The sequence below is a fragment of the Albimonas donghaensis genome (genome assembly GCF_900106695.1).
Taxonomy (GTDB): domain Bacteria; phylum Pseudomonadota; class Alphaproteobacteria; order Rhodobacterales; family Rhodobacteraceae; genus Albimonas; species Albimonas donghaensis.
The window spans coordinates 278,947-304,398 of sequence record NZ_FNMZ01000003.1 but is presented as its reverse complement, the minus strand read 5'-3'; the positions used below and the strand labels follow the sequence as shown (position 1 = coordinate 304,398).

Below are 25,452 nucleotides of genomic sequence, written 5' to 3'. Positions count from 1 at the left end.
CCGGAGCCCCGAGATCCGTCAGGCCACGCCCAGGGACGCGCCCGCATGGGGTGCGAGGACCGCCCGGCCGCGGGCGCCCTGCCGCTCGCCGACGGAACCGCGGCGGACCGGATCAGCACGCGCCGGATGCCGCGGGTCCGAGCGCGGCGCCTGACGCGGCCCTTCCCAACCCCGCCGACCGGCGCCATCCTCGCCCGCATCTAACCTTCCTGCAGGAGCCGGCCATGAAACACGTCCAGTCCCCCGAGGCCGAACCCGACTATTCGGCCGGCGCCGCCTATGTTTCCGGCCGCTACGTGCCGGCGGCGGAGGCCACGGTCTCGGCGCTCGACTGGGGATTCACCCGCTCGGACGTCACCTATGACGTGGTGCATGTGAAGGACGGCGCTTTCTTCCGGCTGGACCGGCACCTGGCGCGGTTCCAGGCCTCGATGGCCGGGCTGCGCATGAAGATCGACCTCGATGCGGAGGGCATCGCCGAGGTGCTGCACCGCTGCGTGGCGCTGGCCGGGTTGCGGGACGCCTATGTGGCGATGGTCTGCACCCGCGGCGTGCCGGCCCCCGGCATGCCGCGCAAGCCCAGCCTGATCGAAAACCGGTTCATGGCCTACGCCCTGCCCTGGATCGATGTGTTCACGCCGGAGCAGCAGGCCCGCGGCGCCCATCTGATCGTTGCCAAGACCCCGCGGATTCCGGCGGACTCCGTCGATCCGACCATCAAGAACTACCACTGGGGCGACATGGTCCGCGCGTTGCAGGAGGCGGAGGACGCCGGCGCGGAGTCCGCCGTGCTGCTCGATCGGGACGGGTTCGTGACCGAGGGGCCGGGCTGGAACATCTTCATGATCAAGGACGGCGCGCTGGTCGCTCCGGACCGCGGCGCGCTGGAGGGGATCACCCGGGGCGCGGTCTTCGATCTCTGCGCCGAGCTGGGGATCCCTGCGCGGGAAGGCCGGATCACCGAAGCCGAGCTGCGCGAGGCCGACGAGATCCTCACCTGCACCACCGCCGGGGGGGTGATGCCGGTCAGCCGGCTGGACGGGCGGATCTACGGAAACGACCGCCCGGGCCCGATCTCCGCCCGGCTGCGAGAGCTGTATTGGGCGAAGCACGCCGAGGGCTGGGACGCGACCCCGGTGCGCTACGACGCCTGAGCCCTTTCGGACACGGCGCTGAGCGGGGGTCAGCACGGGGGCCGGCGAGGGCCGGCCCTTACGGCCAGAGGTGGTCGAACTCCGCCAGCACCTTGCGATAGGTGGCGCGCTTGAACGGCACGATCCGGTCCAGCACCTTGTCGCGCGGGGACCATTCCCAGCGGCTGAACTCGGGATGCTCGGTGGCGATGTTCACGTCGGCGTCCGGCCCGTGGAAGCGGAAGGCGAACCAGCGCTGGTTCTGGCCCCGGTACTTCCCCTTCCACAGTTTCGGCACCAGGTTCGCGGGCAGGTCGTAGGGGATCCAGTCCCGGCCCTCGGCCAGCAGGGTGACCTTGTCGCGGGTGATCCCGGTCTCTTCCCACAATTCGCGAAGCGCCGCCTCCAGCGGCGCCTCGCCCTTGTCGATGCCGCCCTGGGGCATCTGCCAGGCGTCCGAGCGGAAATCCAGCCGCTGACCCACGAAGATCGCGCTCTCCCGGTTCAGGATCATCAGCCCCACGCAGGGCCGATAGGGAAGCGCCGCGATCTCCTCGGGCGTGGGCTCGGGCCGTCCGCTCATGCGCCTGGCCCCCTCAGCGATCCGCGCCGTAGACCGACAGGCCGGTCAGCACGTCCAGCGCATAGGCGAGCTGAAGGTCCTGGCGGCGAAGCTCGGCGGTCGCCTCGTGGCGGGCCCGCTCGTCCTCCAGGTGCTTGCGCTCGTCGTCGGTCAGCGCGTTCTCCAGGCTGCCCCGCAGGTCGGCCTCGGACCGGGTGCGCGGCGGCGGGCCGTTCTCGTCGTCCTCGGGCGCCAGGGCGCGCTGCTCGATCAGGATGTCGGGCTCGATGCCCAGCGCCTGGATGGAGCGGCCGGACGGCGTGTAGTAGCGCGCCGTGGTCAGCCGGATCGCGCCCTTGCCCGACAGCGGCATGATCGTCTGGACCGAGCCCTTGCCGAAGGACTTGGAGCCCAGGATGATCGCCCGGCGATGGTCCTGCAGGGCGCCCGCCACGATCTCGGAGGCCGAGGCGGAGCCGCCGTTGATCAGCACCACCATCGGCTTGCCGCCGGTCAGGTCGCCGGCCTCGGCCTGGTAGCGATCCATGTCCTGCGGGTCGCGGCCGCGGGTGGAGACGATCTCGCCCGACTCGAGGAAGGCGTCGGAGACCGCCACCGCCTGGTTGAGCAGCCCGCCCGGATTGTTGCGCAGGTCGAGCACGTAGCCCTTCACGTTGTCCGCGCCGCCCATTTCCTCCTGCACCTTCAGGATGCTCTCCTGCAGGTTCTCGAAGGTCTGCTGGGTGAACTGGGTCACGCGCAGCACGCCCACATCGCCCTCGACCCGGCCCTTGGCCGCGGCGATCTTGATGTTGGCGCGGGTGATCACGACGTCGAAGGGCTCGTCGGCGCCTTCGCGCACGATGGTGATGGTGATGTCCGAGCCGACCGGCCCGCGCATCTTGTCCACCGCGTCCGCGAGGGTCAGGCCCAGCACGCTCTCGCCGTCGATATGGGTGATGAAGTCGTTGGACTCGACCCCGGCCTCGGCCGCGGGGGTGTCGTCGATCGGCGACACCACCTTGATGAAGCCGTTCTCCATGGTGACCTCGATCCCGAGGCCCCCGAACTCGCCCTTGGTCTGCACCTTCATGTCGTCGAAGGCGCTGGGGGGCAGATAGGACGAATGCGGGTCCAGCGACGCGAGCATGCCGTTGATGGCGCTCTCGATCAGGGCCTTCTCGTCCGCCTTCTCCACATACGAGGCGCGCACGCGCTCGAAAATGTCGCCGAACAGGTCGAGATATTCGTAGGTGGTGCGGGCGTCGCTTTCCTGGGCGCTCAGCGGGACGGCGAACGGAGCGGTGATGACCGCTCCGGCGAGCGCGCCCCCGAGGGCTGCGACGACGAGTTTCTTCATGGCGTTCCGGCCCTTCCTTGGGGGAGTGCGAACCAGTTGGCGGGCGGGACGGGCGCGCCGTCCTCCCGCACTTCGACATAGAGCATTGCGCGGGACAGTGCGCCCCCCTCCGCGGGGGCTTCAACCAGAAATTCCTCGCCCACGGCGTCGATGACGGCCAATTGACCGACCGGCTGGCCCGCGCGGACCACCTCTCCGGCCTCGACCGTGATGGCGGCGAGGCCGGCGAGAATCAGCAGCCGGCCCGGCGCGGGCTCCAGCGCCACGCCCAGGCGGCGGCCGCCGATGGGCCCGGCATAGCGGACCGAGGCGAGGAACGGGCTGCGCGGGCGGGCCCATTCGGGGGCGCCGATCTCCAGCCCCTCGTTGCGCTGGCCGAAGGCGTCGAATTCCCCGTAACGGGCGAGGATCCGGCCGGGGGCGGGCAGCGGCAGGGCGCCGGGGACGAAGCCGCGGGGCGGGGGCGCGGAGGGGGCCGGATCGGGGCCCGCGGCGGCGGCGCGGGCGGCGGCCTCGGCGAAGGCTTCGAGGGCGGCGCGGGCCTCGCGCAGGCGCGGCGGGGCGAAGGTGAGGGCCACGTCGGGATTGCGCCGGGCGGCGGCGGCGATGGGGCGGCGCGCGTCGTCGAGATCCTCGCGGGCGGCGCGCATCCGCGCCCAGGCTCTGCGGGCCTGGCCTTCGGCCCGACGCGCGTCGTCGGCGGCGGCGGCGAGATCGCCGGCCTGCGCCGCGCGGCCGGGGCCGAGCGCCGCGGTCAGCCAGGCCCCGCGGGCGGCGGCGAGCGGTCCGGCCGGTTGCGCGGCCTGCGCTGCGAGCGGCGCCCGGGCGCGGGCGGCGAGCAGGGCGAGCGCCAGCTGCGAGCCGTCCCGCGCGGCCTCCGCGCCTTCCGAGAGCTGCGCCTCACGCGACGCGGCCTCCCGCAGGCCGGCCCGCATGGCGGCGAGCGCCTGCTCCGCGGCCGTCTTGGCGCGGTCCAGCGCCGCCAGCCGCCGTTCCGCATCGCCCCCGGCCGAGGCCGCAAGCCCGCGGTCCGCCTGCGCCAGCGCCGCGTCGGCCTTGGCGATCAGGGCTGCGGCGGTTTCCGCAGCGATAGGAGCGGCCACGGCCAGACCCAAGGACATCCCCAGCCAGAAACCTCGTAGCCAGCCGCCCCGCCCCACTCCGGCCGCAGGCCGGTTCCCGAGCGAAGCGAGGCTCCCCTCCCCTCCGGCCGCAGGCCGAAACCCGAGCGAAGCGAGGCTCGCGCCCAACCTTTTTGAAATCCGCCCCTTCAAGGGGCGCGCCGTTGGTCGGTCGAGGCCCGGCATCGGGGCTCCCTGCGCTTGCGCGGTCAACCTCGGCCCCGCTCGCTTGCGCCGGGCCGGGATCATTCCGCGTTGGCGCGGATCAGGAGGGAGGCGCCGGTCATCTCCTCGGGCTGGGGCAGGCGCATCAGCTCCAGCAGCGTGGGCGCGAGATCCCCCAGCACGCCGCCGTCGCGCAGCCGCGCGCCCTCGGGCCCGCCGACCAGGATCACCGGCACCGGGTTGAGCGTGTGGGCGGTGTGGGGCCCGCCGCTCTCGGGGTCGATCATCGTTTCGCAATTGCCGTGGTCGGCGGTGACGATCATCGCCCCCCCCGCGGCCTCCAGCGCACGCACCGCCTTGCCGAGCCCCGCGTCCACCGCCTCGCAGGCCGCGATCGCCGCGCCGAGGTCGCCGGTATGGCCCACCATGTCCGGGTTGGCGAAGTTGCACACGATCAGGTCATGCTTGCCGCCGCGGATCGCCTCGACCAGGCGATGGGTCACCTCGGGCTCCGCCATTTCGGGCTGAAGGTCGTAGGTGCGGATATGGGGGGAGGGCGCGACGTGGCGGTCCTCGCCCTTGTCCGGCGTCTCCTCCCCGCCGTTCAGGAAGAAGGTGACGTGCGGGTATTTCTCCGTCTCCGCCAGCCGCATCTGGCGCTTGTCATGGGAGGAGACCCAGGCGCCGAGCGTGTTGACGATTTCTTCCGAGGGGAACAGCACGTCCATGTAGGCGTTGTGCTTGTCGGAATACTCGACCATCCCCGCCACCGCCGCGAAATCGGGCCGGGCGGAGGCGTCGAAGGCGTCGAAATCCGGATCGGCGAGGGCGGCGAGGATCTCCCGCGCCCGGTCGGCCCGGAAGTTCAGGAACAGCAGCCCGTCGCCGTCGGTCATCCCGGCATAGCCGTTGATGGCGCAGGGCGGCACGAATTCGTCGGTGTCGCCGGCCTCATGCGCCGCGGCGATGGCGTCGGCGGCGGAGGGCGCGGTCTCGCCCTCGCCGGCGGTCATCACGGCGAAGGCGCGGCTGACCCGGTCCCAGCGGTTGTCCCGGTCCATGGCGTAGAACCGGCCCGAGACGCTGGCCACGGCGATGTCCCCGGCCCCGGCCACCGCGTCCTCCAGCCAGGCGAGGTCGCTGGGCGCGGATTTGGGCGGCGTGTCGCGGCCGTCGGTGAAGGCGTGGATGCGCACCGGCACCCCGGCGGCGGCGACGATCTTCGCGGTCTCGGCCACGTGGCGCTGATGCGAATGCACCCCGCCCGGCGACACCAGCCCCGCCAGATGCGCCGTCCCGCCCGAGGCCTTGAGCTTGTCGATGAAGCCCTTGAGCGTGGCGTTGGCGGCGAAGGCGCCGTCCTCCAGCGCCCGGTCGATCTTGGGCAGGTCCATCCACACGATGCGCCCGGCGCCGATATTGGTGTGGCCGACCTCGGAATTGCCCATCTGCCCCTCGGGCAGGCCCACGGCGTTCCCGCAGGCGGTGAGGGTGGAATTCGGGGCCCCCGCCATCAGCGCGTCGAAGGTCGGGGTATGCGCCTGGGCGACGGCGTTGCCCTCGGTCTCCGGGCGCAGGCCCCATCCGTCGAGGATCACCAGCACCACGGGTTTCGGGATGGCGGAAGCGGGGGCGTCGGTCATCGGGTGTCTCCTGAAGCTGGGCGGAGACTAGGGCGCCCCCGGGGGAGACGAAAGGCGGCGCCGGCGCGCGGGTCGGGGGGCGTTAACGTGGCTCCATGGCGCATGATCATCCTCACCGCGGACCCGCCCGTCCCCATGGGCATTCGCATTCGCACGGGCATGCCCACGCCCATGCCGGCGACGGGCGCATCGGCTGGGCGGTGGCGGTGAACCTCGCGCTCACGGTCGCGCAGATCGTCGGCGGCATCCTGTCGGGCAGCCTCATGCTGATCGCCGACGCGCTGCACAACCTGTCCGACGCCATGGCGCTGCTGGTCGCCTTCGCGGCGCGGCGCATCTCCCGCCGTCCGGCGGACGACGTGATGACCTTCGGCTACGCCCGCGCCGAGGTCGTGGCCGCGCTCATCAACCTCACCACGCTGATCGTGATCTCGCTGTTCCTGGTTTGGGAGGCGGCCGGCCGCCTGATCGACCCGCAGCCGGTGGATGGCTGGGTGGTGGTCTGGATCGCCGCGCTGGCGCTGGTCATCGACATCGGCACCGCCCTGCTGATCCGGGCGCAGGCGAAGGACAGTCTCAACCTGCGCGCCGCCTTCCTGCACAACCTCGCCGACGCCGGGGCTTCGGCCGCGGTGATCGTGGGGGGCGTGGCGGTGGCGACGCTCGGCTGGATGCGGGTGGACGGGCTGCTGACCCTGCTGATCTCGGTCTGGATCATCCGCCATTGCTGGGGCGACCTGAAGGAGAGCATCCGCATCCTGATGAACGCCGCTCCCGACGCCCCGGCCCGCGAGGACGTGCGCGCGGCGATGGAGGCGGTGGAGGGCGTGGCCTCGGTCCACCATGTCCACCTGTGGCGGATCGATGAGCGGCGGCTGTCGCTGGAGGCGCATCTGGTCAGCGAGAGCGCGGGCGCCGAGGCGGTCTCCGCCGTCCGGATCCGGGTGCGCGAGACGCTGGGCGCCCGGTTCGGCATCGGCCATGTCACGCTGGAGATCGAGTTTCCCGGAGAGCCCTGCGGCGCCGCCGTCGCCGCCGTCGATGCGCCTTCCGCCGGAGGCTGACGCCGCCGGGGACGGTCTGCGCGCCGCGGCGGCGCCCGTGCGAAACGTCGCGTTCGCGGGGTTGCGCTTGTCGTGGCGGCGGTCTGGCAATATATGCTCGCCTTAGTATCATGCGGCGCAACAACAGCGCGTCGCTTCCGCCCGAGCAGGATGTCCGCATGACTTTCCACCCTGATCCCGCCGCCTGCGAGGCGTCGCCCCGCACCCCGGCCATCGCGCTGGCCGCGCTGGGCGCGGCCTATTTCCTGATCGGCGTCGCCTCGCTGGGCGCGGTCGGCATGGTGGTGGAGATGAGCGCGGCGCTGGACGTCGCGCCCTCGGCCATCGCCGGGCTGGTGACGGTGTTCGCGCTGCTCTACGCGGTGGCCGCGCCGGCGGCGCAGACGCTGATCGGGCATGTGGCGCGCCGCGACGTGATCGCGGGCGGGCTGCTCTGCGTCGCGGCGGGCTGCGCCCTGTCGGCGGTGGCGCAGGACTATGAAACCGTGGTGGCCTCGCGCCTGATCATGGCGGTCGGCGCGGCGGCGACGGGGCCGACGCTGACCGCGGCGGCGGCGTCGATGGTCCCGCCGGAGGACCGGGCGCGCGCGCTCGCCATCGTGTTCGGCGGCATGTCCATCGCCTCGGTCGCGGGCATCCCGCTGGCCAGCCAGCTGGCGCAGAGCTTCGGCTGGCGCTGGGCGTGGGGCGCGCTGGCGGTCGCGGCGGTGCTGGCGGCGCCGGTGATCCGGGGCATGCTGCCGGCGGCGAACCGGGGCGCGCGGGCCTCGCTGGCCGCGCTGGGCGAGGTGCTGGGCGATCGGGCGGCGGCGATGACCATCGCGGTCACCGGGCTGGCGATCACCGCGCAGTTCTCCACCTACGCGCTCGTCGCCATCTGGCTGGTCGAGGCCGCGGACCAGCCGGTCGGTCTGATCCCCCCGGCGCTGCTGGCCTGCGGGCTGGGCGGGGTGATCGGCAATGTCGGCGGCGCGATGTCGAGCCGGGCCTTCGGCGAATCCGTCACCTGCATGATCTGCCTGCTGGGCAGCCTGGCCTGCATGATCTCGATGCCCGTCGCGGCGGGCCATCCCGCGGCGGCGCTGACGGTGCTGGCTTTGTGGTCGGGCCTGTCGATGGGCTACATGGCGCCGGTGCAGAGCCTGCTGGTGGCCCAGACCGGGGACCGCGCGCCGCTGGCGCTGGCGCTGAACGGCTCGGCGGTCTATCTCGGCATGGCGGGCGGCTCCGTGGTCGCGGCGGTGGGATACGAGGCGCTGGGCGCGGCGCCGCTGCCGCTGGTCTCGGCGACGGTGATGCTGGCGCCGGTGGCGCTGTATATACTCGCGGCGCGGTCCCGGCGCAGGGCGGCCTGAGCCGGTCCGGCCCGACCCGGCGCCCGGACGCGGCCCCGCTCCCAGACCACCCCGGACCCAGGCTGACCCCCGGACCCAGACACGACCCTGCACCCAGACACGGAGCGCGTCCGCATGCATCCCCGTTTCGCCCCGATCCTGTTCGGCCTGCTGCTGTCGGGGCTGATGAGCCTCATCGTCTCCGGCGTGGCGATCTTCCGCGCGCTGGGGGTGAACGCCGAGGCCGCCGTCATCTGGCTGGCCGAGACTTGGCCCACCTCCTGGGCGGTGGCCTTCCCCACGGTGCTGGTGGTGGCCCCTGTGGTGCGCCGCATGGTGGCGAAGCTGGTGCGGGCGCCCGCGTCCGGCGAGGGGCCGCAGGCATGAGCGCCTCCGGACACGCTCCCCGCCTGGTCTGCGACCTGGACGGCACCCTGGCCGACAGCGCGCCGAGCCTCTGCGCCGCGGGCAACCGGGTGCTGGCCGGTCTCGGCCGGCCGCCGGTGGATGTGGAGACCTACAAGACCTTCGTCGGCCGCGGCCAGCGGGTGCAGGTGGAGCGCCTGCTGACCCATACCGGCGGCGTGCCGGGCGGCGACGTCACCCCTTTCCTCGAAGCGTTCCGCGCCGGCTACGACCCGCTGGAGGCCTCGACCGCCTATCCGGGCGCGGCGGCGGCGCTGGCGGCGCTGGCCGCCGAGGGCTGGCGGATCGCCGTGTGCACACAGAAGACCGAGGCCAAGGCCCGGCGCCTGCTGGCGGGGCTGGGCTTCGAGGTGGCGCATGTGGTGGGCGGCGACAGCGTGCGGGGCGAGGGCGGGACGGAAGTGCTCAAGCCCGATCCGAGGGTGATCGGCGCGGCGCTGGCCCCGCTGGGCGAGGGGCCCGCGGCCTATGTGGGCGACAGCGAAACCGACGCCGAGACCGCGGCCGCCGCCGGTCTGCCCTTCCTGCTGCACCTGGAGGGCTACCGGAAATCCACGCCCGAGGCGCTGGCCCCCTTCGCGAGTTTCTCGGCGTTTTCGGAGCTGCCCGCGCTGGCGCGAAAGGCCGTGGGGCTCGCCTGATCGCAAGGCCGGGAGCCGCGCGTCGGCTGTGGCGAGAGCCCCCTGGGCCCGCCCGCGCGGCGCGGAGACAGGGGCGCCCGGCCGAGCGGTTTCCCCGCCCGGGCGCTTCGCAGGATCAGCGGCGGCCGATCAGGCCCACGGCCTCGTAGGTCTCGGCCATCACCGGGGCGGCGATGGCGGCGGCGCGCTCGGCGCCCTTTTCCAGCACCGCGTCGATCTCGGGGATGTCGGCCAGAAGCTCCCGCATCCGGCCCGCGATGGGGGCGAGCATGGCCACCGACAGATCCGCCAGCGCCGGCTTGAACTCCGAGAACGGCTTGCCGCCCCATTCGGCGAGCACCCCCGCAGGCGTCAGGTCGGCCAGCGCCGCGTAGATGCCCACGAGGTTCTTCGCCTCCGGCCGCTCGGCCAGGCCCTCGATGCTCTCGGGCAGGGGCTCGGGGTCGGTGCGGGCCTTGCGGATCTTCTGGGCGATGGCGTCGGCGTCGTCGGTCAGGTTGATCCGCGACATGTCCGAGGCGTCGGACTTCGACATCTTCTTGGAGCCGTCGCGCAGGGACATGACCCGGGTCGCGGCGCCTTCGATAAGCGGCTCGACCTCCGGGAAATGGTTGGGGCGGCCGTAGTCGTTGTTGAACTTGATGGCGATGTCGCGGGTCAGCTCAAGGTGCTGCTTCTGGTCCTCGCCCACCGGCACATGGGTGGCGCGGTAGGCCAGGATGTCGGCGGCCATCAGCACCGGATAGGCGTAGAGCCCCACCGAGGCGGCCTCCCGGTTCTTGCCGGCCTTCTCCTTGAACTGGGTCATCCGGTTCACCCAGCCGACGCGGGCGACGCAGTTGAACACCCAAGCGAGCTCGGCATGGGCGGAGACGCGGCTCTGGTTGAACAGCATCGACTTGGCGGGATCGAGCCCGCAGGCGATGAAGGCGGCGGCGAGCTCTCGCGTGGCGCGGGTCAGCTCGGCCGGGTCGGGATTGATGGTCAGCGCGTGCAGGTCGACCATGCAGTAGAGCTTTTCGCAGTCCCACTCCTCCTGCATCTGGACGAAGCGCTTCACCGCGCCCAGATAGTTGCCCAGGTGCAGGTTGCCGGTGGGCTGCACGCCCGAGAACACCCGGCGGGGATGGACGGCCTGCGCGGCGGCGCCTTCTTGCGCTTCGCTCATTCTCCTGTTCCTCCTGTGGCGCGGGTTCGGGATGCGGTTTCCCCCGGAACGGCCCTGCGCCGGTGGCGGCGCGGCCCCGGAAACGGGTCGCGCGCGGCCGCGTTATGAGGCGCGGGAGGCGGAGGGGTCAAGGCGCCGCCGACGGCGCCCCCCGCTGCGCGATCGACACGCGCCGCCGGCCCGCCGGGGCCGCACCGAATCCAGGCGGCGGCCCTTCCGGTCGCCAGAGCACGAGGCCCGATGTTCCAGTTTCCCCCGCTGCCCCCCGTCCTGTCCGCGCATCGGCAGGTGGCGTTCGCCTTCGCGACGGTGTTCATCGTTCTGGAACTGGCGTTCCAGATATCGGATTTCGGACTGGCCTGGCCGGGGCTGCGCTGGGACGCATACCGGGAGTTCGCCTTTCTCGACCCGTGGTGGGAGCGGCTGGTGGCCGGCGAGCGCGCGCCGGTGCAGGTGTGGTGGTCGCTGCTCAGCTATTCCTTCCTGCATGGCGGGCTGACCCACCTGGCGCTGAACTGCGCGGCCTTCCTGGGCCTGTCGCTGGTGGTGCTGCGGATCTTCGGGATCCGGCTCTACCTGCTGTTCTACCTGGTCACGGCGGTGGGCGGCGCGGTCACCTACGGACTGCTGGCCGAGTCCGACGGGCCGATGGTCGGGGTCTCGGGCGTGGTGTTCGGGCTGATGGGCGTGCTGAAATACGCCGAGTTCGCCTTCATCACCCGGCGCCGGGGCGAGGGGTCGATGCGCAAGTTCGCATCCTCGCTCTTCGCGCTGTTCATGGTGAACGTGGTGATCTCGGTGGCGCTGTCGGGAATGCTGGCCTGGCAGACCCATCTGGGCGGCTTCGTCGCCGGGTGGGTCGCCGCCTGGGCGGTGGTGCCGAAGGCCTGAGGCGGGGGGGCCGCGCGGCCCCCCCAGGTCAGCCCTTTCCGCGGCGCATGGCGGCGCGCAGATCCGCGGGGCGCAGGCCGCCCAGTCCCACCAGCGCGACGCCGTAGACCGCCGCCGAGCCCAGCACCAGGCCGGCCAGCGCCGCGTAGCGCCAGCCCGACAGCGCCAGGGCGGGGGCCAGCAGCGCCTCCAGCCCCCAGGCGGCGACGCCCATGACGAGGCTGGCCGCGAGGATGCGGGGCGCGCGGTGGATCATGCGGGCGTCCGGCCGGGCCGAGGGGCCGTAGCGCCGCGCTCCGCGCCACAGCAGGAACAGGTTCGCCCAGGCCGCCAGCGTGGTGGCCAGCGCGGCGGAGGCGAAGCCCAGAACCGGCGTCAGCCCGACCGCCGCCACGACGTTGATCCCCATGCCCCAGAGCGCGTAGCGGAAGGGATCGGTCGTGTTCTCCCGCGCGAAGAACACCGGCTGGGCGATCTTCTGGAGCACGAAGGCGGGCAGGCCGGCCCCGTAGATGGCGACGGCGAGCGCGGTGGCGGCGATGTCCCCGGCCTCGAACGCGCCCCGGCCGAACAGGACCGCGATCAGCGGGCCCGGGATCACGATCAGCGCCACGGTGGAGGGCAGGGTGAGGGCCAGCGCGAATTCGGCCGAACGGCTCAGCGCCTCGCGTCCGCCGGCCTCGTCCGCCGCCGCCAGCCGGCGCGACAGTTCGGGCAGCAGCACCACGCCGATGGCGATGCCGATGACGCCCAGCGGCAACTGGTAGAGCCGGTCGGCGTAATAGAGCCAGGCCACCGCGCCCTCGTAGAACGACGCCACCTGCCGGCCGACCACGAGGTTGATCTGCATGACCCCCGCGGCCAGCGCGGCGGGGAAGAACACCACCGCCAGCCGCTTCATCTCCGGCGTCAGGCGGGGCAGGCGGGGGCGGATCGGCACGCCGGCCTTCGCCGCCGCCCGCCAGACCAGCGCCATCTGCGCCAAGCCCGCCAGCAGCGCGCCCCAGGACAGGAATAGGCCGGGGACGTAGCCCTCGGCCGCGCCCTCGGGCGCCAGTCCGTCGAAGAGCCCGGTGGCCGCGAGCCCTATGGCCCCGATCAGGATGACGTTGAGCAGCACCGGCGCCGCCGCCGCCGCCGCGAAGCGCCCCAGCGCGTTCAGCGCCCCCGACAGCAGCGCGGCGAGCGAGATGAACAGGATGTAGGGAAACGCGATCCGGGCGTATTCGGTCGCCAGCGGCAGCCGTTCGTCCCCCGCGAAGCCCGAGGCCAGCGCCAGCACCAGCCACGGCATCCCCAGCTGCGCCAGAAGGGTCAGGACCAGCAGCACGCTCAGCAGCAGCGACATGGCCTGGTCGGCGAAGGCGCGGGCGGCGTCGGGGCCGTCGGTCTCCAGCCGGCGGGAGAACATGGGGATGAAGGCGGTGTTGAACGCCCCCTCCGCGAAGAAGCGGCGGAACAGGTTGGGCAGGGTGAAGGCGGCCACGAAGGCCTCCGCCGCCGGGCCCGCGCCGAGCGCCGCGGCCACGAGGATGTCGCGGATCAGCCCGCCGACGCGGCTGGCCATGGTCCAGCCGCCGACGGTGGCGAAGCTGCGCATCAGGCGGGCCGGTCGCGGGGTCATCTCCGCCGCCGGCTTGCGGGGCGTTCCGCCCGGATCGCCGCCGGCCACGGTCTTCGCCGGGCCGGCGTCCGGCGCCGGCCCGTGCTCGTTCCCCTCGGTCATCCGCCTATCCCTCGTCCGAGTCCGGCGCCGCGGCCTCGACCGCGTCGCGCAGGCGGCTCTCGATCTGCTTCATCTTGTTGGCGGCGGTGATCTTCAGCCCGAACAGGTCCTTCACGTAGAAGACGTCCACCGCCTGCTCCCCGTAGGTGGCGATGATCGCCGAGGCGATGGTGACGTTGCACCCCGCCAGCGCCCGCGTGAGGTCATAGAGCAGCCCGACCCGGTCGCGGGTGTCGACCTCGACCACGGTGTAGAGCTCGGACGAGGCGTTATCGAACAGCACCCGCGTCGGCACGTTGAACTTGCTCTCGCGCTTCTTGACCTTGCGCTTGGGCTTGAGCGCCTCGCGCGCCACGACCTCGCCCTTCAGGGCCCGGTCCACGGCCTTGCGCAGCCGGTCGAGCCGGGCGGATTCGTAGGCGTTCCCCTCGCTGTCCTGGATCCAGAACACCGAACACGACACCCCGTCCGACGTGGTCACCGTGCGCGCGTCCAGCACGTTCGCCCCGGCCAGCGCCAGCGCGCCGGACAGGCGCGCGAACAGGCCCGGATGGTCCGACATGTAGAAGCAGGCCCGCGTCGCGTCGCGGCTTTCCTCCGGCGTGATGTCGGAAAGCACCTGCTCCGGCCGCGCGCCCTGGCCGAGCCGGGCGAAGACCAGCTGCGTCTCCAGCGGCAGGCCGAGGAAGAAGGGGCGGTAATAGCGGTTGACCTCCGCCTCCACCGCCTCCGGGCTCCAGTCCGAAAGCCCGGCGCGGAACTCGTCCTGCGCCTCGGCGAGCCGCGTGGTGCGGCTCTGGCTGTCGGACCCGCCGGTCAGCACCTCGCGCGTGCGGCGATGCAGGGAGCGGAGAAGCTGCGCCTTCCAGTTGTTCCACACGTCCGGGCCGACGGCCATGATATCGCAGGCGGTCAGCACCAGCAGCAGGTTCAGCCGCGAGGGCGTGCGCACCTCCGCCGCGAAGGCCCGCACCGTGGTCGGGTCGGAGATGTCGCGTTTCTGCGCCACGTCCGACATCAGCAGGTGGTTGCGCACCAGCCAGCACACGGTGTCGGTCTGCGCGTCGTCCAGCCCCAGCCGGGGGCAGACCACGCGGGCGATCTCCTCGCCCACTTCGGAATGGTCGCGCTCCATCCCCTTGCCGATGTCGTGCAGGAACATCGCGACGTAGAGCGGCACCCGGTCCACCCCCTGGGCGAGGATGGCGGAGGCGACCGGCAGGTCCTCCTTCAGCCGCCCGCGCTCGATCCGCGCGAGGATCGAGACGGCCATGATCGAATGCTCGTCCACCGTGTAGTGGTGGTACATGTTGAACTGCATCATCGCGTGGATGCGGCCCCATTCGGGGATGAAGGCCCCCAGAACGCCGGTCTCGTTCATCCGGCGCAGGGCGCGCTCGGGGTCGCCGCAGTCGACCAGCAGGTGCAGGAAGATGCGGTTGGCCACCGGGTTGGCGCGCAGGTCGTCGTCGATCAGGTCCAGGTTGGCCGCGATCACCCGCATCGCGGATGGGTGGACCAGCGTGCCGGTGCGCAGCGCCTCGTCGAAGATCCGCAGGATGTTGAGCGGGTCGTCGAGGATCGTCGCCTCGTCCGGGAAATCAAGGCGCCCGTCGCGAATCCGGAACGGCCCGGTCAGGTTGCGCGAAGCGCCGCCGAAGCCGAGATTCCGCACCACCGTGCCCAGCGTCGGCCGCTTCTTCACATGCGCGGCCTCCAGCGCCGCGAGGAAGATGCGGGTCAGCTCTCCCACCGCCTTGGCGTGCTGGAAATAGCGCTGCATGAAACGCTCGACCCCGCGCTGGCCGCCATTGTCCTCGAAGCCGAGGCGGCGGGCGACGTCGACCTGCATGTCGAAGCTCAGCTGTTCGTTGGCGCGGCCCGAGAGGTAGTGGAGGTGGCAGCGCACCGTCCACAGGAATTCCTCGGCCTCGGAGAACACCGCGACCTCGTCCTCGGTGAACACGCCCTTCTCCGCCAGGTCGCGGGGGGAGCCGGCGTGGTAGAGATACTTGGCGATCCACCACAGGGTCTGCAGGTCGCGCAGGCCGCCCTTGGATTCCTTGACGTTGGGTTCCAGCAGGTAACGGGTGCCGCCCTGGCGCTGGTGGCGCTGGCCGCGCTCGTCCAGCTTGGCCTCGACGAATTCCGGCCCGGTCCTGGAGAACAGGCCGGTCCACAGCCGGGTTTCGAGATCCTCCACCAGCCTTGTGTCGCCGGAGATGCAGCGATGCTCCAGCAGGGCGGTGCGGATGGTGATGTCGCTGCCCGCGAGCCGGACGCAATCGTCGACGGTGCGGGTGGAGTGGCCGACCTTCAGCCGCAGGTCCCACAGCAGGTAGAGCACGGATTCCACCAGGCTCTCGACCCAGGGGGTGCGCTTCCAGTGGGTGAGGAACAACAGGTCCACGTCGGAATAGGGCGCCATCTCGAAGCGGCCGTAGCCGCCGACCGCGAGCACCGCGACCCGTTCGCCCTCGGTCGGGTTGGCCGAGGGATGCAGCCAGCGCAGGCCGACTTCCAGCGACAGGCGCACCACCTCGTCGGTCAGCCAGGCGATGGAGCGGGCCACGGCGCCGCCGGCCCACGGGCGGGCCTCCAGGCCCTCGCGGATGGCGGCATGGCCGCTCTCCAGCGCCTCGCGCAATACCACGGCGGCGGCGGTGCGGACCCCGTCGCGGCCCTCGCCCGCCGCGGTCTCGGCGGCGACGGCGAGCCGGGCGAGCGTGGTCTCGGCCTCCAGGATCTCCCGGGCCGGGCGGATCAGCGGGGTGTCGGTGGCGAGGCCGGAGGTGGGGGCGTCCTCCACGCCCGGCGCCGGGCCTTCGCCCTGGGGCGGCCGGGCGCGGGATTGGCGCCGGCGCTCCTCTCCCTCTGGTTCGGAGGCGCCGGCGTCGGCGCCGTCGGCGAAGGCGGGCCGTGTCGACGCGTCCGCCTTCACGGGCGCGTCGGGGGCGGGTGCGTCGGAAGCGGGCGGGTCGCCGGCGCGGCTCCGGGCCATGCGGCTCAGGTTCCCGACAGGGCGGCGAGCGCGGCGGCGGCGGCGGGCAGGGCGCCGCCCGGCGTCGTCTCCAGCAGGGTCGGCCCGTCGGAGGTGGCGCGCATCACCGCCAGCTGACGGGTGTTGAGCCCGTCGCGCGTGAAGACGACCGAGCCGCTGATCCCGGTGAAGCCGTCCGGGTCGGTGATGTCGTCCAGCCCGAAGGGCCGGTCGTCGCCCTCGGCGCGGGCCTCGCTGACCATCGCCGCGGCGATGGTCACGGCGTCGTAGCCCAGCCACGCGATCTCTCCCGGCGCGCGGCCGTAGGCGGATTGGAAGCGGGCGGCGAACTCGGCCATGCGGGTCGGGTCCGGGGCGGCGAAGCGGCCGCCATCCATCGCGGTTTCGCGGGCCAGCGCCGGGTCGGCCCAGCCGCCGAGGCCGAGGAAGTATTCCTGCCCCACGCCCACCGAGTTGTAGCGCAGGAACGACGCCGCGGCCTGCAGGCCCTGGCCCTTGTCGGGCAGCAGCGCCGCCTGGGCGCCGGAGGCCTTGTGCGACTGGGCGTAGGTTCCGGCGCTGTCCTGGATGCCTTCGAAGCTGCGCGGATAGGCCATGATCGGGTCGACGGTGACGCCGAGGGTCGCGGCGGCCTCGGTCACCGCCCGGCGGGAGACCTGGCCCAGCGCGTTGTCGGGATAGTAGAGGCCCACATGCCGGATCCCCTGGGACACGGCGTATTCGAGGATTCGCTCGGCTTCCGAATCGGCCAGCAGGCCGGAGATCCAGACATTGGCCCCGCCCGCGGAGGGCGTGTTGGAGAAGGAGATCACGTTCAGCCCGCCGGGCGCGACCGCCTGCCCCACCGGGGCGGCGAAGGCGCCGAAGAGCGGGCCGAGCACCAGCGCGTCGCCGGCCTGCATGGCGGCCGTGGCCTCGGAAACCGCCGTGGCCTGGGCCCCGCGGGTGTCGCGGATGTCGAGCCGGACCAGCCCGCCGGCGTCGGTCTCGGCCAGCCGGGCGGCGTCGGCGAGATCGCGCGCCGCCGTCGCGGCCCCGCGATCCCCTGCGGAAAGCGGCAGCAGAAGCGCCACCTTCGCGGCCTCGCCCACCGCGACGCGGCCGCCTTCTCCGGGCTTCGGGAGGGCGGGTTCGGCCTTGGCCGGGGCCGCGGGCGCCTGGGCCACCGGGCCGGTGCGGGTGGTGGTCCCGCCGCAGGCGGAAAGCGCCGCCGCCGCGGCCAGCGCGGCCAGGGTCATGCCGCTCCGTCGCAGGCTTCGCGCGTCGCCGGGCCGCCTGCCGTTGTGATCCACCGTCGTCGCGCCCATGATGCCTGCTCCGTCACTATCACCCCAGGGGGCCGGTCCGCATCCGCCGTCCGACCCCGATCGACGAGGGACTATGAGCGCAAACCGCGGCGCAAGAAAGACGACCCGTCCGCCCATCGGCGCCGATGAGGCTTCCCGGTCACGCCCCGGAGACGGAGGCCCGGTCGGAAGCGTGGTCGATGAGCAACCCGAGGTCGATGCGCGCTCAGAGGATACTTCGGACGAAAACGGGGGCGAGAACCCCGACGCCGACATCGACCAGGGGGCGGAGGAGGACGCGGACGAGGACATGGAAACGGACGGGAACGAGGACCTCCCTGATTTCCCCGCCCGTGGTTTCCGCGCCCCGGCCGGCCCGCTGCCGGCGGGGCTGCACCTTGTGGCGACGCCGATCGGAAACGCCGGCGACATCACCCTGCGCGGGCTCGACGCGCTGGCCCGCGCCGACCTGCTGGCGGCGGAGGACACCCGCTCCCTGCGCCGGCTGATGGGGATGCACGGGGTGCCGCTGGCCGGGCGCCGGATCGTAGCCTATCACGACCGCAACGGCGAAACCGCCCGGCCCGAGATCCTCGCCCGCCTGCGCGAGGGGGCGAGCGTGGCGCTGGTGTCGGACGCCGGCACGCCGATGATCGCCGATCCGGGCTTCAAGCTGGTGCGCGCGGCGGCGGCCGAGGGCCTGCCCGTGACCGCCGCGCCGGGGGCGAGCTCGGTGCTCGCCGCGCTGTGCCTGTCGGGTCTGCCGACGGACCGCTTCCTGTTCGCGGGCTTCCTGCCACCGAAATCCGCGGCCCGGCGCGCCGCCCTGGCCGAGATCGCCGGGCTGCGGGCGACGCTGGTGTTCCTGGAAAGCCCGCGCCGCAGCGCGGCCGCGCTGGCCGACATGGCGGCGGTGCTGGGCGCGGGCCGGGAGGCCGCGCTCTGCCGCGAGCTGACCAAGCGGTTCGAGCAGATCCGCCGCGCGCCCCTGGCGGAACTGGCCGAGACGCTGGCCGCCGAGGATCCCCCCCGCGGCGAAGTGGTGCTGGTCATCGGCCCGCCGCCCGAGGGCCCCGCGACGGATGCCGAGACGCTCGACGCCGCGTTGACCGACGCTCTGTCCCGGCTCAGCCTCAAGGACGCGGTGCGCGAGGCGCAGGCCGCCACGGGCTTGCCTCGCAAGATGGTTTACGCCCGCGCCCTGGCGCTATCCGAAACCCTTGATTAACCCTTCCCCCTCACACTGCAGGGCGACCGAAGGAACCCGCCCATGCAGCTCGCTCTCGATTTCTCGGCCCCCCGTCCGGCTTCCCGTCCGGCTTCCCGTCCGACCCCGCCGCCCGCGCCCCTGCAGGCTTCGCTTCCGACCGGGATGGATCGACGTCGCCTGGTCGGCCGTCGTTCGCTTCACCGCGGCGCCGCGGCCGAAACGCAGGCGCTGCGCCGCTATCTCGCCCGCGGCTGGCGGCTGGAGGCGCGGAACTGGCGGGCCGAACGTGTCCACGGCGGCGGCGAACTGGATCTGATCCTGTGGCGGGACGGCTGGTACGCTTTCGTCGAAGTGAAAGCGCGGCGCAGTCTCGACGAAGCGGCCGGGGCGGTGACGCCGGCGCAGTTCCGCCGCCTGGACCTGGCCTCGCAGCGGTTCCTGAACCTGCGCGGCGCGGATTTCGCCGACCGCCGTTTCGATCTCGCCATTTGCGACCAGTGGGGCCGGATGGAGATCCTGGAAAACGCCTTCGCCTGACCTCGCTCCGGCGCGGGATCCGCTCACGAAGCCCGGCGCGGGACGCCGGGTCGGCTTGACGCGCCCGCGGCGCGTCGCGACTGTCCCTCCGACCGCGCGGCCCCGACCGCGCGCCGGCTGGGAGACCCGCGCATGAGCCTTTCCATCGCCATCCAGATGGACCCGATCCAGAGCGTCGACATTGACGCCGACACCACGTTCCGCATGGCGGAGGAAGCGCAGGCCCGCGGCCATTCGCTGTTCTACTACCGTCCGGAGAACCTGTCGCTCGACGAGGGGACCCTCCACGCCCGCGGCCAGGCCCTGACCGTCCGGCGGGAAAAGGGAAACCACTTCTCGCTGGGCGAGGAGACCCGCGTCGACCTGTCGACCATGGATGTGGTCCTGCTCCGCCAGGACCCGCCCTTCGACATGTCCTACGTCACCAACACCCACATGCTCGAGCGCATCCACCCCAAGACCCTCGTGGTCAACGACCCGTTCTGGGTGCGCAATTTCCCCGAGAAGATCCTGGTCCTCGACTTCCCCGACCTCTCGCCGCCCACCATGGTCGCCCGCTCCCTCGCCGACCTCCGGGCCTTCAAGGAGAAGCATGGCGAGATGATCCTCAAGCCGCTTTACGGCAACGGCGGCGCCGGGGTGTTCCGCCTGGCGCATTCCGATCGCAACCTCGCCTCGCTGCACGAACTCTTCGCCGGCATCAACCGCGAGCCCCTGATCGCGCAGGCCTTCCTCCCCGCGGTGGAGAAAGGCGACAAGCGCGTCATCCTGATCGAGGGCGAGCCCGTCGGCGCCATCAACCGCGTCCCTCAGAAGGGCGAGACCCGGTCCAACATGCATGTCGGCGGCCGCCCGGAGAAGATCGCGCTGGACGATGCGGACCGTGCCATCTGCGCCCGAATCGGGCCGCTTCTGCGCGAAAAGGGCCAGATCTTCGTGGGCATCGACGTGATCGGCGGCAAGCTCACCGAGATCAACGTCACCTCGCCCACCGGGATGCAGGAGCTTGAGCGCTTCGATGGCGTCAACATCGCCGGGATGTTCTGGAAGGCGGTCGAGGCCCGCATCGCCGCCCGCTGACGCTCCTGGCGGGGCCGCCGCCGCTCGCGGCGGTTCCACCCGGCGCCGCCCCCCGAGGCGCGCCGCGGGCGCCCGGCCTCGACCCGCGCGACCTCGACGCGGCGCCTGCTCTCCGCGGCCAGAGCGAAAACCTTTCGGCGCCTCGGCTCGGATTAACCTCCGATTAACCAAAACATCGTCCTCTCCTCTCCCGGCCCGCGGAGAAGGAGGGACGTCACATGGTCGCCAGATGCAGCAGCGTCGCCTTCGAAGGCATCGAGGCGCGCGAGGTCGACGTCCAGTGCCAGCTCTCCGCCGGCACGCCCGGCTTCCAGATCGTCGGCCTGCCGGACAAGGCCGTGGCCGAATCCCGCGAACGCGTGCGCGCCGCCCTGACCTCCATGGGCGTGACCATGCCGCCCAAGCGCGTGGTGATAAACCTCGCCCCGGCCGACATGCCCAAGGAGGGCGCGCATTTCGACCTGCCCATCGCGCTGGCCCTGCTCGCGGCGATGGAGGTCGTGCCTCCCGACGCCGCCGCAGGCGCCCTTGCGATGGGTGAACTCGGGCTCGACGGCCGCATCGCGCCCTGCGCCGGCGTGCTGCCCGCCGCGGTGACGGCCGCGGCGCTCGACCGCATGCTGGTCTGCCCCTTCGGAAACGGCCCGGAAGCCGCGATCGTCGCCGCCGCCGACGTCGCCGCGCCCGAAAGCCTCGTGGCCCTGATCAACCATCTCACCGGCCGCCAGGCCCTGCCCCGCCCCGATCCCGTGGGCGCCGAGCAAGACGAGACCTATCCCGACCTCGCCGATGTCCGCGGCCAGCTCAAGGCGCGCCGGGCGCTGGAGATCGCGGCCGCTGGCGGCCATAATCTCCTGATGATCGGCCCGCCCGGCGTCGGCAAATCCATGCTCGCCTCGCGCCTGCCCGGCATCCTGCCCCCGCTCAGCCCGCAGGAGGCGCTGGAGCTCAGCATGGTGCGCTCCGTCGACGGCACGCTCGCCGCGCGGGCGATGTCGCGGCTGCGGCCCTTCATCCGCCCGCATCATTCCGCTTCGATGCCCGCTCTGGTCGGGGGCGGACGGCGGGCGGGGCCGGGCCAGATCAGCCTCGCCCATCACGGGGTGCTGTTCATGGATGAGCTCGCCGAATTCGCCCGCGCCGCGCTCGACGGTCTGCGCGAGCCGCTGGAGACCGGCGAGATCCACGTCGCCCGGGCCAATGCCAGCGTGCGCTATCCCAGCCGCATCCAGCTGGTCGCCGCGATGAACCCTTGCCGCTGCGGATATCTCGCGCAGCCGGGGCGGGCGTGCTCGCGGGCGCCGCGATGCGGTTCGGACTATCAGCAGCGGCTGTCCGGTCCGCTGCTCGACCGTATCGACCTGGTGGTGGAGACGCCGGAGATCCCGGGTTCGGAACTGGCGCGTCTGCCGGCGGGGGAGGCCTCGGCCCCGGTCGCCGCCCGCGTCGCCGACGCCCGCGCCCGGCAGGCGGAGCGGTTCGCCGGGATGGGGCTCGCGATCCGCCTGAATTCCCAGGCCGAGGGGGAGGCGCTGGAGGACGCCGCCGCGATGGACGAGGACGCGCGCGAGCTGCTCGGCCGCGCCGCCGAGCGGTTGGGCCTTTCCGCGCGCGGCATGTCCCGCGCGCTGCGTCTGGCGCGGACGCTGGCCGACCTGGAGGGCGCGGCGGATGTGCGTCGCGGCCACGTGGCCGAGGCGGTGAGCTACCGTCAGGCGCGCGTGGCGGCCTGAGCGAAACGGACGCCCGGTCAGGCTCGGGCGTCCGCAGGTTGACGGGATCGGCCGGGGGCGGCCGGTCGCGTCGCGCCTTTCCGGCGCCGCCTTGGGGCAGGTGGCGACGGGGGGCGTGAAGGGCGGAGGGGGTCGCGAGGGGTTGCGGTCGCCTCCGCCCACGGCGATGCGGCCCGGCCGGGTTCCTGGTCGCCGGCCGGGCCGCATCGCCGCGATGATCCGGGCCGGAGCGCGTTGCGCTCAGGCGGGGCCCCCGATTGCGAGCCGTAGCCAACGCTCCGGCTTCACGCATCGCAACACCTGTCGGGAGGCGGATGACACGGCGCCTCCCTCCAGCCCGGCGCGCCGGAACCGGCCCCGACCGACGCGCGCGCCCCCCGCATCCCCCCCGCATCGCCCCGACCGATCCGCCCCGCGTCCCCGCCGCGCGCCGGGGAGGGCGGGCGGGAGGCGTGCGGCGGGGACGCGCGGGCCGCAGGCCCGCCCGCTCAGCCCCCCCCACGGGGCGCCGCGGCCTCTTCCGCCCCGGCCCCGGCCCGTGCTATCCGCGCGTCATGGCCAGACACGCGCAGGATCCCGCAGCCGCCCCCCAAGCCGACCCGGCGCCCGCCGCCGCGGCGCCCGCGGACACCGGCGCCGTGACGCCGATGATGGCCCAGTATCTCGAGATCAAGGGCCGCTACCCGGACGCGCTCCTGTTCTACCGGATGGGCGATTTCTACGAGCTGTTCTTCGACGACGCCGTATCCGCCGCCGCCGCCCTCGACATCGCCCTGACCAAACGCGGCAAACATCTGGGCCAGGACATCGCCATGTGCGGCGTCCCCGTGCACAGCCACGAAAACTACTTGCTGCAACTGATCCGCAAGGGCTTCCGCGTCGCGGTGTGCGAGCAGCTCGAGGACCCGGCCGAGGCCCGCAAGCGCGGCTCCAAATCCGTGGTCAAGCGCGACGTCACCCGCCTCGTCACGCCCGGCACGCTGACCGAGGACGCGTTGCTCGACGCGCGCCGCCACAACTACCTCGCCGCCTGGGCCGAAATCCGGGGCGAGGGCGCGCTGGCCTGGCTGGACCTCTCGACCGGGGATTTCCACGTCGCCGACTGCCCGCGCGCCGGGCTCGGGCCGCTGCTGGCCCGGCTTGCGCCCTCCGAAGTGCTGGTCTCCGAGGCCGCCGAGGACCCCGCGCTCACCGAACTGATCGAGGAGGCGGGCGCCGCCGCCACCCCGCTCGCCCGCGCCGCCTGGGACAGCGAGGGCGCCCGCCTGCGCCTGGAAACCCTGTTCGCGGTCAAGGCGTTGGATGCGTTCGGCGGCTTCTCCCGCGCCCAGGTCGCGGCCATGGGCGGGGCCATCGCCTATGTCGAACTGACCCAGCGCGGCCGCCTGCCGCTGGTCCGTCCGCCCATGGCCGAGGCCCCGGGCGGGACCATGCGCATCGACGCGGCCACGAGGCGCAACCTCGAGCTGACCCGCTCCATGTCCGGCGGGCGCGACGGCTCGCTGCTCGCGGCCGTGGACCGCTCCGTCACCGCCGCCGGCGCCCGGCTGCTGGAGGCGCGGCTCGCCTCGCCCTCCACCGACCGGGCCGAGATCGCCGACCGGCTCGACGCCGTCGCGGCGCTGATCGCCGACCGCAGGCTGGCGGAGGACATCCGGGCCGCCCTGCGACGCGCGCCGGAGATGGAGCGGGCGCTGTCCCGCCTCGGGCTGGGCCGCGGGGGGCCGCGCGACCTCGCCGCCATTCGCGACGGGCTGGCCCAGGGCGCGAGCCTCGCCGACCGGCTGGGGGCGGAGGACCTGCCGCCGCGGCTCACCGGCGTCGCTTCGGCGCTGGAGGGGCATGACGCGCTGACCGAGCGGCTGGAAACCGCGCTGGTCGCCGAGCCGCCCCTGCTGATCCGCGACGGTGGCGCGGTCGCCGCCGGGCTGGACCCGGAACTGGACGAGGCGCGGGAGCTGCGCGACCACGGCCGCGGGGTGATCGCCGGCCTGCAATCCGGCTATGCCGAGACCGCCGGGGTCAACGCGCTGAAGATAAAGCACAACAACGTGCTGGGGTATTTCATCGAGACCTCGGCCCTTCATGCCGAGCGGATGCTCAAGCCGCCGCTCTCCGAGACGTTCATCCACCGCCAGACGCTGGCCAACGCGGTGCGCTTCACCACGGTCGAACTGTCGGACCTGGAAGCCCGGATCCTCAATGCCGGGGCCCGTGCGCTGGAGGCGGAGAAAAAAATTTTCGAGGCCCTGTGCGCCGAGGTGCTGGAGGCCGCGCCCGCCGTGGCGCGGGCCGCGAAGGCGCTGGCCGAGCTGGACCTGGCGGCGGGGCTGGCGCAGCTCGCGGTCGAGCAGGACTGGACCCGCCCGGTGCTGGAGGCCGGCCGCGCCTTCGTCATCGAGGGGGGGCGTCACCCGGTGGTCGAACAGGCGCTGCGGCGGCAGGGCGGCCAGGCCTTCGTGCCCAATGATTGCGACCTCTCGGCGGAACCCGGGGAGGGGGCCGGAGAGGCCGGCGAGCCCCCGCGTCCGGTCTGGCTGCTGACCGGTCCGAACATGGCCGGCAAGTCGACCTTCCTGCGCCAGAACGCGCTGATCGCGGTGCTGGCGCAGATGGGCGCCTATGTCCCCGCGGCCTCGGCGCGGATCGGCGTGGTGGACCAGCTCTTCTCCCGCGTGGGCGCGGCGGACGACCTGGCGCGGGGCCGCTCGACCTTCATGGTGGAGATGGTCGAGACCGCCGCGATCCTCAATCAGGCGGGGCCGGGCGCGCTGGTGATCCTCGACGAAATCGGCCGTGGAACAGCGACTTACGATGGTCTTTCCATCGCCTGGGCGACGCTGGAGCACCTGCACGAGTCCAATCGCTGCCGGGCCCTGTTCGCCACCCATTACCACGAGCTGACCGCGCTGGCCGATCGCCTGCCCGGGCTGCGCAACGCCACCATGGCGGTGCGGGAATGGGAGGGCGACGTGGTCTTCCTGCACGAGGTGCGGGCCGGCGCCGCCGACCGTTCCTACGGCGTTCAGGTGGCGCGGCTGGCGGGGCTGCCGGTCTCGGTGGTGGAGCGGGCGCGCACGGTGCTGGAGGCGCTGGAGGAAGGCGACCGGCAGGGCGCGGGCGGCGGCGGGGCGCGGGCCAAGGCGCTGATCGACGACCTGCCGTTGTTCGCCGCCGTGCCGGCTCCCGCCCCGCGTGCGCCGGCGGAGGCCGCGCCCTCGAAGCTGGAAGCTCGGCTGCGCGAGGCGGCGCCGGACGAGCTGACGCCGCGGGCCGCGCTCGATCTCGTTTACGAACTGCGGGCGATGCTCGGAGGCGACTGACGCCCCGTCCGCATGGCTCCGCAGGCGGAATTGCGGGCTTCGGCGGCT

Annotated in this window: 19 protein-coding genes; 11 read left to right on the top strand and 8 right to left on the bottom strand. The window is 72.9% G+C overall.

Annotated features, from left to right (window positions below):
* Nucleotides 1–224: 224 nt before the first annotated feature.
* Nucleotides 225–1,154, top strand: a complete 930-nt coding sequence (locus tag BLV24_RS10870) for an aminotransferase class IV (RefSeq protein WP_092681561.1) — start codon at nt 225–227, stop codon at nt 1,152–1,154.
* A gap of 58 nt (nt 1,155–1,212) precedes the next feature.
* Here the strand turns inward: BLV24_RS10870 and BLV24_RS10865 are convergent, their stop codons facing one another.
* The 4 genes from BLV24_RS10865 to gpmI form a co-directional block, all read right to left on the bottom strand.
* Nucleotides 1,213–1,716 (bottom strand): RNA pyrophosphohydrolase, encoded by a 504-nt coding sequence (locus tag BLV24_RS10865; RefSeq protein ID WP_092681559.1) that lies wholly within the window; start codon nt 1,714–1,716, stop codon nt 1,213–1,215.
* 13 nt (nt 1,717–1,729) lie between these two features.
* Entirely contained in the window at nt 1,730–3,055 is a 1,326-nt protein-coding gene (locus BLV24_RS10860) for a S41 family peptidase (RefSeq protein WP_092681557.1), read from the bottom strand.
* Nucleotides 3,052–4,158, bottom strand: coding sequence for a murein hydrolase activator EnvC family protein (locus BLV24_RS10855; protein WP_143040292.1), 1,107 nt, complete (start codon nt 4,156–4,158; stop codon nt 3,052–3,054). The genes BLV24_RS10860 and BLV24_RS10855 overlap by 4 nt, the downstream gene beginning before the upstream one ends.
* Nucleotides 4,159–4,421: 263 nt before the next feature.
* Nucleotides 4,422–5,984 (bottom strand): 2,3-bisphosphoglycerate-independent phosphoglycerate mutase, encoded by a 1,563-nt coding sequence (gpmI, locus tag BLV24_RS10850; RefSeq protein WP_092681553.1) that lies wholly within the window; start codon nt 5,982–5,984, stop codon nt 4,422–4,424.
* Between the two features lie 95 nt (nt 5,985–6,079).
* Here gpmI and BLV24_RS10845 point away from each other — a divergent pair, with 95 nt between their 5' ends.
* The 4 genes from BLV24_RS10845 to BLV24_RS10830 all read left to right on the top strand — a co-directional run bounded on the left by BLV24_RS10845 (nt 6,080) and on the right by BLV24_RS10830 (nt 9,449).
* Nucleotides 6,080–7,048, top strand: a complete 969-nt coding sequence (locus BLV24_RS10845) for a cation diffusion facilitator family transporter (protein ID WP_092681551.1) — start codon at nt 6,080–6,082, stop codon at nt 7,046–7,048.
* A gap of 158 nt (nt 7,049–7,206) precedes the next feature.
* The gene (locus BLV24_RS10840) at nt 7,207–8,403 is read left to right on the top strand and encodes an MFS transporter (RefSeq protein ID WP_176954708.1); all 1,197 of its coding nucleotides are present in this window, start codon (nt 7,207–7,209) and stop codon (nt 8,401–8,403) included.
* 114 nt (nt 8,404–8,517) lie between these two features.
* Nucleotides 8,518–8,769: a DUF2798 domain-containing protein gene (locus BLV24_RS10835; RefSeq protein ID WP_092681547.1), complete on the top strand. Its 252-nt coding sequence runs from the start codon at nt 8,518–8,520 to the stop codon at nt 8,767–8,769.
* The gene (locus tag BLV24_RS10830; protein WP_092681545.1) at nt 8,766–9,449 is read left to right on the top strand and encodes an HAD family hydrolase; all 684 of its coding nucleotides are present in this window, start codon (nt 8,766–8,768) and stop codon (nt 9,447–9,449) included. Before BLV24_RS10835 ends, BLV24_RS10830 begins: the two co-directional genes overlap by 4 nt.
* Before the next feature lie 115 nt (nt 9,450–9,564).
* Here BLV24_RS10830 and trpS read toward each other — a convergent pair whose 3' ends face one another.
* On the bottom strand, nt 9,565–10,617 hold the full coding sequence (trpS, locus tag BLV24_RS10825; RefSeq protein WP_092681543.1) for a tryptophan--tRNA ligase: 1,053 nt from the start codon (nt 10,615–10,617) through the stop codon (nt 9,565–9,567).
* 240 nt (nt 10,618–10,857) lie between these two features.
* Here trpS and BLV24_RS10820 point away from each other — a divergent pair, with 240 nt between their 5' ends.
* The gene (locus BLV24_RS10820; protein WP_092681541.1) at nt 10,858–11,508 is read left to right on the top strand and encodes a rhomboid family intramembrane serine protease; all 651 of its coding nucleotides are present in this window, start codon (nt 10,858–10,860) and stop codon (nt 11,506–11,508) included.
* 28 nt (nt 11,509–11,536) lie between these two features.
* Here BLV24_RS10820 and murJ read toward each other — a convergent pair whose 3' ends face one another.
* From murJ to BLV24_RS10805, 3 genes are all read right to left on the bottom strand, one after another.
* Nucleotides 11,537–13,132 (bottom strand): murein biosynthesis integral membrane protein MurJ, encoded by a 1,596-nt coding sequence (gene murJ / locus BLV24_RS10815; protein WP_092682059.1) that lies wholly within the window; start codon nt 13,130–13,132, stop codon nt 11,537–11,539.
* Nucleotides 13,133–13,238: 106 nt separating this feature from the next.
* Complete coding sequence (locus BLV24_RS10810; protein WP_092682057.1) at nt 13,239–16,043, bottom strand: [protein-PII] uridylyltransferase; 2,805 nt, start codon at nt 16,041–16,043, stop codon at nt 13,239–13,241.
* A gap of 197 nt (nt 16,044–16,240) precedes the next feature.
* Nucleotides 16,241–17,473, bottom strand: a complete 1,233-nt coding sequence (locus BLV24_RS10805) for a penicillin-binding protein activator (protein ID WP_143040291.1) — start codon at nt 17,471–17,473, stop codon at nt 16,241–16,243.
* 358 nt (nt 17,474–17,831) lie between these two features.
* Here BLV24_RS10805 and rsmI point away from each other — a divergent pair, with 358 nt between their 5' ends.
* The 5 genes from rsmI (at nt 17,832) to mutS (ending at nt 25,404) form a co-directional block, all read left to right on the top strand.
* Nucleotides 17,832–18,749, top strand: coding sequence for a 16S rRNA (cytidine(1402)-2'-O)-methyltransferase (gene rsmI / locus BLV24_RS10800; protein WP_092682055.1), 918 nt, complete (start codon nt 17,832–17,834; stop codon nt 18,747–18,749).
* Between the two features lie 42 nt (nt 18,750–18,791).
* Complete coding sequence (locus BLV24_RS10795) at nt 18,792–19,268, top strand: YraN family protein (RefSeq protein ID WP_092681537.1); 477 nt, start codon at nt 18,792–18,794, stop codon at nt 19,266–19,268.
* Between the two features lie 132 nt (nt 19,269–19,400).
* A complete protein-coding gene (gene gshB / locus BLV24_RS10790; RefSeq protein WP_092681535.1) occupies nt 19,401–20,348 on the top strand; it encodes a glutathione synthase in 948 nt (315 codons plus the stop codon).
* A 218-nt stretch (nt 20,349–20,566) separates the two neighbouring features.
* The gene (locus BLV24_RS10785; protein ID WP_092681533.1) at nt 20,567–22,081 is read left to right on the top strand and encodes a YifB family Mg chelatase-like AAA ATPase; all 1,515 of its coding nucleotides are present in this window, start codon (nt 20,567–20,569) and stop codon (nt 22,079–22,081) included.
* A gap of 647 nt (nt 22,082–22,728) precedes the next feature.
* Entirely contained in the window at nt 22,729–25,404 is a 2,676-nt protein-coding gene (mutS, locus tag BLV24_RS10780) for a DNA mismatch repair protein MutS (RefSeq protein ID WP_092682053.1), read from the top strand.
* The last annotated feature ends 48 nt before the right edge of the window (nt 25,405–25,452 follow it).